This is a genomic window from Mesorhizobium sp. AA23 (assembly GCF_001672435.1).
Classification (GTDB): Bacteria; Pseudomonadota; Alphaproteobacteria; order Rhizobiales; family Rhizobiaceae; genus Mesorhizobium.
In genome coordinates this window covers 47,650-55,718 of sequence record NZ_LYTP01000015.1, presented here as the reverse complement: position 1 = coordinate 55,718, position 8,069 = coordinate 47,650, and the positions used below count along the sequence as shown (strand labels likewise).

Annotated in this window: 5 protein-coding genes and 2 pseudogenes; 5 read left to right on the top strand and 2 right to left on the bottom strand. The window is 58.0% G+C overall.

Going from position 1 to position 8,069, the window contains the following annotated elements:
* Window positions 1-788: 788 nt before the first annotated feature.
* Complete coding sequence (locus A9K66_RS15805; RefSeq protein WP_067325064.1) at window positions 789-2,918, bottom strand: prolyl oligopeptidase family serine peptidase; 2,130 nt, start codon at window positions 2,916-2,918, stop codon at window positions 789-791.
* A 447-nt stretch (window positions 2,919-3,365) separates the two neighbouring features.
* Window positions 3,366-3,626: a hypothetical protein gene (locus A9K66_RS30315; protein WP_141245940.1), complete on the bottom strand. Its 261-nt coding sequence runs from the start codon at window positions 3,624-3,626 to the stop codon at window positions 3,366-3,368.
* A gap of 387 nt (window positions 3,627-4,013) precedes the next feature.
* Between A9K66_RS30315 and A9K66_RS31195 the strand changes: the two are divergent.
* From A9K66_RS31195 to A9K66_RS31190, 5 genes and pseudogenes are all read left to right on the top strand, one after another.
* Window positions 4,014-4,124 (top strand): annotated as a pseudogene (locus tag A9K66_RS31195) (IS110 family transposase); the annotation flags it as partial.
* 1,536 nt (window positions 4,125-5,660) lie between these two features.
* Window positions 5,661-6,365 (top strand): DsbA family protein, encoded by a 705-nt coding sequence (locus tag A9K66_RS29565; RefSeq protein ID WP_082953909.1) that lies wholly within the window; start codon window positions 5,661-5,663, stop codon window positions 6,363-6,365.
* A gap of 281 nt (window positions 6,366-6,646) precedes the next feature.
* The gene (locus A9K66_RS30775; RefSeq protein WP_197093080.1) at window positions 6,647-6,850 is read left to right on the top strand and encodes a hypothetical protein; all 204 of its coding nucleotides are present in this window, start codon (window positions 6,647-6,649) and stop codon (window positions 6,848-6,850) included.
* An 18-nt stretch (window positions 6,851-6,868) separates the two neighbouring features.
* Entirely contained in the window at window positions 6,869-7,606 is a 738-nt protein-coding gene (locus tag A9K66_RS15790) for an omptin family outer membrane protease (RefSeq protein ID WP_246728261.1), read from the top strand.
* 88 nt (window positions 7,607-7,694) lie between these two features.
* Window positions 7,695-7,902, top strand: a pseudogene (locus tag A9K66_RS31190) (ISAs1 family transposase); the annotation flags it as partial.
* Window positions 7,903-8,069: the final 167 nt, after the last annotated feature.

Below are 8,069 nucleotides of genomic sequence, written 5' to 3'. Positions count from 1 at the left end.
GCGGAGAGCCGCAGGGGGCTTGTGGGTTCGCGATTGCCTGCTGCGCCAGCAGCATAAGGACGACGGCCGCTGCTACTCCCCGCGCGACGTTCATTCGCTTTGTTGCCATGATATTTCTCCTTGCTATTCAGAAAATGGTAGACTGCTATAGTCCGCAGTGTTGATAGAGATCGACAGAGTGCTGGCGCCATTTGCGCAATCGCTGCACGTATTATTTGCAGCTTTGTCGCAGTCTCGACCTGTCTCACCTCTTCGAAGTTCGCCCTTGTCGAGCTGCCGGTCGTCAATGAACGCTATCGGCGTGCCAGCCGATCGCGCCGCCAAGGGAATCGTCGCCCAAGACCACGAATGCGGCGAGCTCGGGATTGTCCTGCCGTAGCTGTGCCCGACTGCGCTGGTCCCATAGAAATTAAGCGGGGATAGGCACGGTATTAACGTAGCCGAATATGCCCCCGAGGCGCGCAGGCGGAACTGCCCAAAGCTTGGCTCTTAGATCGGTGTCGTAGACGGGCCCGAGCAATAAGGGGAGGTGGAGGGGGAGGGTAACACGCGCAGGGGGATTTTGGAGTCGCGATGGCCTGCCGTCCCAGCAGCACGAGGATGCCCGCTGCTACTCCCCGCGCCACGTTCATTCGCTTTGTTGCCATGATATTTCTCCTTGCTCTTCAGAATTGTAGTCTGTGGTGTGAAGTGCTCCGTCGATTGATTGAGAACGACAAGGCGCTAGCGCGCATTTGTGCAAACTGTACTCGCACGGTCTGTACCTTGTCGCAGTCCTCGACCTGTACTCACTCATCCGAAGTTCGCCCTTGTCGAGCTCCGGGTCCTTTATGAAAGCCATCGGCATGCCACCCGATCGCGCTGCGAAGAAAACCGATACCAAGGCTGATGAATACGGCTCGCTCCCGATTGTCCTTGCCGTAGCCGTGCCCGCCCGCGCTGGGCTCGTAGAAGTAAGCGGGATAGCCAAGGGCCTGCAGCTTTGCCGCCATCTTGCGCGCATGGCCCGGGTGGACGCGGTCGTCGCGTCTTGTGGTGGCGAGCAGGATAGGCGGATAGGGCTGTCCCGACGATGCGGCGTGATAGGCCGAGATTTCACTCAGGAAAGCCCAATCGTCAGCCTTGTCGGGATCGCCATATTCGTCGATCCAACTCGCGCCTGCCAGAAGCTTGGTGTAGCGGCGCATATCAATAAGCGGAACCGTGCAGAACAGCCCGCCGAAACGCTCAGGATAGCGGGTAAGCATGTTGGCGATCAGCAGGCCGCCATTTGAGCCGCCCTGGGCGGCAATCCGCCTCGGCAGCGTGATGCCCCTTCGCACGAGATCGGCGGCAACGGCGGCGAAATCGTCATGGGCGAGACGCTTGCCCTCCCTGCGCCCGGCATCGTGCCAGCAGGTGCCGAACTCGCCGCCGCCGCGGATGTTGGCCACCACACACGTGCCGCCGCGCTCGAGCCACAGCTTGCCGAGGGTGGAGTTGTAGGAGGGCAGGAGCGATATGCCGAACCCGCCATAGGCGGTAAGGTGAACTGGGGCATCTCCGTTCCCGTTTGGTGGACCGACCTGCGTATAGGGGATCATCTCACCATCGATCGAGACTGCCTCGTGGCGTGTGATCACCAGTGCGGATGCGTCGAAATTCTCCGGGCTGCGCTTCAGGATTTCTGAAGCGCTGAGAGGTGGCGCGGCCTTGAGATCGAACAGCAAAAGCTGCGGCGGCGTGATCGGATCCTGAACGCAAACCAGGACCTCCCCATTGGTGTCGTGATCTGCCGCATCGAGTGACCAGAGGTGAACAGTCCCTTGCGACGGCAAGGCGTCCAGGGCTCGGCCTGTCCATTCCTGCGGGCCCGGGGTGAACACCTCGAATCTCGGAGCGAGGTTCGCCAGGTAGCCGATAATGAGCGTCCCGTCATTCCAGAAGAATGACTGCAGACAGCGCCTCTCGGCTGGTTCAAACAGGGCACTAAAACGACGCTCGCCAGCCAGGAAAGAGGAAAGCGAAATGCCGATCAGTGCGTCGGCGCTATAGGTCGTCCCGGCGACCGTCCATGGTTTGCGCAGCTTTACCGCCAGCCAATCGCCGAAGTTAGCCCACCTGGCGTCCTTGGGAAGGTCGATCTCTGTCTTCGGCCCGCTTCTATCACCAACGTGGACTTTCTTCGCGAGCCAGGCCAGTTGCTCAATGAACCACAAGCGCTCGCTCTCGGCGGTACGGTCCAGATGGCCAGACACACCGAGGGTTTCGGAATTGGTTTCGAAGATTACCGGCGCCGCGAGGGGATCCGCGCCACGCTTCCACAGTCGCACGGTGCGTGCATAGCCGCAGCGCGTGGCCATACCATCACCAAGCGCACTGGAAAGCAGAAGAGTGTTGGGGTCGAGCCAATCAATGTCGCCCTTGGCTTCGGGGAGATTGAAACCGTCCGCGACAAAGCTGAGAGAGCTCAGGTCGAATTCGCGATGCACGACCGCATCGCTGCCGCCGCGCGACAGCCGCAGAACGGCTCTTTCCCGTCTCTCCGGCTCGATCAACGCACCACTCCAGACCCAGTCCTCTCCGTCGCTAGCCGCGAGCGCATCCAGATCGAGCAGTAGCTCCCATTGGGGATCCGCCTTCATGTAGAGGGCAAGGGTGGTCCGGCGCCACAGTCCTCGCCGATTGCCAGCATCTTGCCAAAAATTGTAGAGGTACTGACCGCGGCGCGTGACCAGGGGAATCCGGCTGGGACGATCGAAAATCGCTGTAAGCGCCGCCCGGTCGCGCTCGAACTGCGTTCCCGCGAAGTCCTTCAAGGTCTTCGCCGACTGGTTGGCGGTCCAAGAAAGTGCCCGTTCGCCATCGACATCTTCAAGCCAAAGATGGGGGTCATCGTCGGGCGCCTTCAGTGTCGGGCGGAAATCGAATTCAGTCATGTCCGAAAGACCTGAGGAATGAAAGCGCAATGGCTCTCGTCTGCTCGAGAAGGCTCAATTTTTGCGGCGAGGCCCGTATGTTCGAAAAGCGTGATCATGGATGAGTTCTTCCCAGTTGGTGCGGCGTAGCAGTGCTGTTGCGCATAGGGCCGCAACCGTCGTGCCAACTGGGAAATCCTAGTTTAAACAATGGGCTCGCTCTGGCGGCGCTGTGTCCGATGTCAGACATCGTCGCGAATGCGACAATGAAGCGTACCCCGTAATCAGCGGATCAAATTCCGGCGCAACGCAGCTTATCTCGATGCCCGATCGTTCGATGTTGTTGTTATCGACGCCAATCAGTATTTCCATTCCTGGAGTACGAGAAGATGCCGAATAAGAAGGGCGGCACAGCCCGCCTACAATCGGCTCACTATCTGCCACGTCACTGCGATTTCTCCGCTTATTTCACTGGAAAGGCGCACCAAGAACGGGGCATTCCTCAATACAAGCGTCCGCAGCCTTCAACATACGTTCACTTGGGTTAAATCCTGGCAGCATTTGCCCGAGGATCATAGCGTTAAGAAACAGCGAACCGCCAAGACGCGGATGAGTCGTGTGCCCTATCGCCGAGCTGTAATTTGAAGGGTTGCCACCATAGCGGAACGCAATATTCCGCGCATTTGATACACCTGATACACCGCGTTTCTTTTTACCTTCGGCACTCATCGTTTTCTCTTCGCTTTCTTATGTTGTCTGTATCCCGACAAGCGGCAAGATTTTTCAATAAATATGTAACGTCACCAATGACGTATCTGCTTACGCTCTCATTTTCTTCAGGCGTTCCGGCAAAGAGAACGCATTTGTGCTTTGAGTTACTGCTAACTCAAACCTTCGGAAGCTTTGCCACTGTTGTCCGGCAAAAGACGCGACACCCTCGCTAAAAGTTGCCGCCTCCCAATTTGCAAAGGCCGTGCCAGCATCTCAGCGTCCAGTAAGGTCGGTTTGCTTTGCAAAACTCGACAGTGCCCAGATGTCGGCTTGTAGTGAACCTCACATTTTGTCCGCCGCGGCTGGAACCGGCCGCCTGTCATTTAACCCGCCAGATCAATTGAACGCCCATATCCGCGCACGAAGAGCTGGACCATGCGCCACCTGCGCTACTTGCAGGAGCAGCGGTTCGACGTCTTGCAACATCACATCTCGCTCCAGGAGATGGTCGAAGCGTGCGCGTCTCGGAAGAGTGGCAATGCGCCTGTGCGGCCTAGGGACAAGCAGCAGCTTCAAGAAAAGGATCGAGGCTTCGTCGTTCATCCGTCTGGACATTTGCCCAGTCGGGGCAGACGCGATCTGATTTCCGTCGGAGCACGGCACCGGGTTCACTCGAACGCCAAGCTCGCCTGGACGGCAGGAGGCCAGCAGCGTGTCGCTCCAGGCAAGCCGATGCAGAACCGAATCTGCGAAGCCTTGAACGGCCGCAGCGGGACGAGCGATTGAACTCAGTATGACCTCGATCACGCGATCAGTGATCGCTAGATGGGTCGCCGGATGCCGCGAACGGCCCCAGCATTCGACGCCCGGATCACACCTGCGGCCCCTATGCCGCCACGCTAACTGCAACACACGGCTGCGCAACTCGACCGGCCGGCGATCGCCTGTTGCCTCAATCCGCTCTGATGCGCAATGCTCAACCGAGGACTCTGGCGTCAACCGGTGCAAAGCTGGTCACAGCATTTTTCCGAGTTCGATTCATGACAATCTGTGTTCAGATACAGACATCCTGGGGCTTAAAATCGAGCCTGCCAGGCGGACGACCCCTTGGATTTGTGGTTGCTGCTCACAACTCATTTGGTGGCATGGCAATTGCATATTCATAACCATGACACGTGTTGCGACATGGCCCGTCGCGCAGTCTTTGGCCCAGGAGTTCACATGACGTTCGTCCGAACGCAACACAGGCTGCGCATTCCGAGGGACGCCCCCAGCTCCGTTGGATCTCGCTGCGATCGGCAGACAGGACCGCCATCCTGCAGATGACCCGACCACATGAATATCGGCCGCTTCGCCAGCTCTCCAACGGCACATACCACCCGATCCTCTTCAAATTCGTGATGATGCAAAAAAGGAAAACGAAAATGCCTACCTCAGAAAAAGACGCCGTGGGGCGCTCGAGGCTCCAGAAATTGCGGTCTCATTGCCCACGAACGATACTTGCTGCCACGGCGTTGGCCATTGTAATGACCGCTCCAGCTCCAGCCGTCACCCAAGACGCTGACAAGCACTACTCCGACCAAAGCGTGGTTGTTGAAAACTGGGGTTGTATACTTCGGGCATTGTGCATTGGAGATCCAGAGCTCCTGTGAGATCTGCGGTCACCTAGTCGGGGTCGGAACACCAATCTGTTTTGACCTACCGCAACCACTCGTCAACGGCCTCAGCGGGCGTTTTCCATCCCAGTGCATAGCAGCCAGTGAAGGCAGATGCCTTTTTGAGCACCATCGGAGTTGAAATTTCTTTCAAAAAGTTCTCGATCTGCCGCGCCCATCCGGAGTGCCACAGACGCGTAGAAAATCAAAATGGACCCAATCGAGAATCATCAGGGGGTCCCGAGCTCCCAGTTCGAGGGCAGGATCCTTTCTGAACGTGGCGCTACGCTGAACCCCGAGTGACGCAAATGTCCTGAGGCTTTCAGGCTGCTGTCACCTAAGGGTGTCAGAAGCCGGCTGTTGCTGCCCTGCCTTTCACCTTTACTTGGAGCCTCCCATGCTTAATCCAAAAGCTGGCGCTATCACCCTTTCAGTCCTAGTCCTGCTTTTTTCCGGGCTAGCGACACGATATGGTCCAGTTGCCATACACTACGTCCGCCAGCTCGAAAACCATCGCCGGCTCGCCGCGGATTGGCGGAAGCTCATTCCAGAGCGGCGCGACGCACTCTTGAACGACACCGCTGCGCCAACTGCTGGCAACCCGAATGGCGACGTCCCTCTCGTTGTGTTTTTGGACTACAACTGCCCGCAGTGCCGGGCGGAAGACCGTATAATCCAGCAAGCCCTCAAGGATGATCCCAAGCTGAAGGTTGTCTACAAACATTATCCGGGCGAGAAACCGGGTTCCAAATTTGCCGCACTGGCGGCGCTCGCCTCCATCAAGCAGGGAAAATATGACGCGTTCCATCACGCCCTGATGGCTACTAGCGGGCAGCTCAGCGAATTCGACATTTTGACTATCGCAAGACAGGTCGGCCTTGATGTTGAACAGCTCAAACGGGACATGAGAGACCCCGCCCTCGAAAACCTCCTCGAGCGCAATCGCGCGGTCGCCAAGGAGCTGTACATCGACGGCACGCCTGGGTTCGTTCTCGGCCTCGAAGTGATCCCAGGCGTGCCCAACGTTCACAAGCTGGAACGCTTAATCGCCAAAGAGCGGGAAATTAAGCGTCGTGCCGCATCACCAACTTCGGCATTTTGACAGCGTCGGCGGCCGGTGCAATCCCGTCCTCTCGCCACGAGCGTCGCCTCTGGGCCGGGCCAAATCTCTTATACGGTCCGGCAACACGGCAGTGGCCGACCACGCGGTTCTATGCAGCGCATCAGGCCAAGAGCAATGCCAAGCCGTCCTGGACATCGCATCGGAGTTCAAGGTCTTCCAATGCCCAGGAATGGTCGCCGCGACAACAACTCCTGCGAACGGGCGCTGAGAGCCGCCGTCGTTTAACGAAAGATCACCAACGGCTATCCCGAGGAGGCCCCATGAATCGCTGCACATCATCATTTGCAATTCTTGCTTTCGGCACGTTCTGCACATCGTCGACCATCGCCATGGCGGCGCATTCGACCATCTATTCAGCGCCCGACAAGAGCGTCGCCATTCTTGGTGGTGTTGGCTACACCTGGCTAAAGGGCAACGAGCTTGTCTACGACAAAGTGGGCAATCATATCAGCAAATTGATCTGAGAAACCGACGCGCCGGTTCTGACCACCGGGCTAAGGGCCGAGGTGTGGAACAACTGGATCATTTCAGCCAACGCCGTCTTCGGTTTCTCTGGCAACAGCCATATGGAAGACTATGATTGGCTGAAAGATGCGCCGAGCTTCGTGGAACGGGATTGGTCGCATCAGTCCATCCACCCCGACACTCGCCTTGACCGCTACATTGACCTTGACATGGCAGCAGGCCCAGACTTCGTGATCAACGATGCCACGGTTATCAACCTGCATGGCGGCGTCAAATACACTAACATCAAGTGGAAGGCCTATGGCGGTTCGTACATATATAGTGGGGAAGGGTTCCGCGATTATCGCGGCGAGTCCCCGGACGGCGAACCGGGCCTCGATTACGAACAGCGCTATTTCGGCCTGTTCCTTGGCGCGGAAGCGACCACGACGCTCGGGAACTTGACGCTCTCGGGTCTGCTGCGCAGCGGCTTCACCGTTGATGCAAGCGCTGTTGACGATCACTGGAGGCGCGAGCTGCGATTTGAGGACGACTTCTTCACGGTGCCGTTCATCTCGGCCGGCGCCAAGATCGATTATCAGATGACCGACCGCGCCAGCGTCTTCCTGGCCGCCAATGGCGACAAATATTTTCGGAAGAAAGGCTACGACACGGCCTACAACATGGCGACCGGCAAACAAAAAACCTACAAGGATAGCGCTGGCATGGACTTCTATGCTTTCACGCTGCGGGCCGGCTTCACGCTGACGTTTTGAGCGCAGTCATGCCTGACGCTGAGCCGTAGACGATGCGTGGAGTGACGATTTGGAGTAAGGACGCACAATACATCTGCGCGAAATCCTGATCGAGAACGCGCTGCACTGGACCCTCGACGTGCCGCAGCGAGGATCAATCCCGCCTCCGAAAGGGGCACGGGGCGCATTACATTGGCTATCGTCAGGCATTTCGCCATCCAAGCGTGCCGTCACGACAAGCCTCCATCAAGCTCAGGCGCAAAAAGGCCGGTTGGAGCACCGACTATCTCGCTTCAATCCTCGGAGAACTTCGTTGACCCCGATTCGGAGCCCTGCCCAAACGGCGCCGACCTCGGCCAGGATCTCAGGAATATCCGGGCGGGCGTGATCCGGCTGGCGTGAAGGTGTTGTTCGCCGGCCATCAAAATTTTTAGGTCCCGACGGCCGTCTGGCGCTGGTTCGCGAAGCCGCTTCGAAGCGCGCA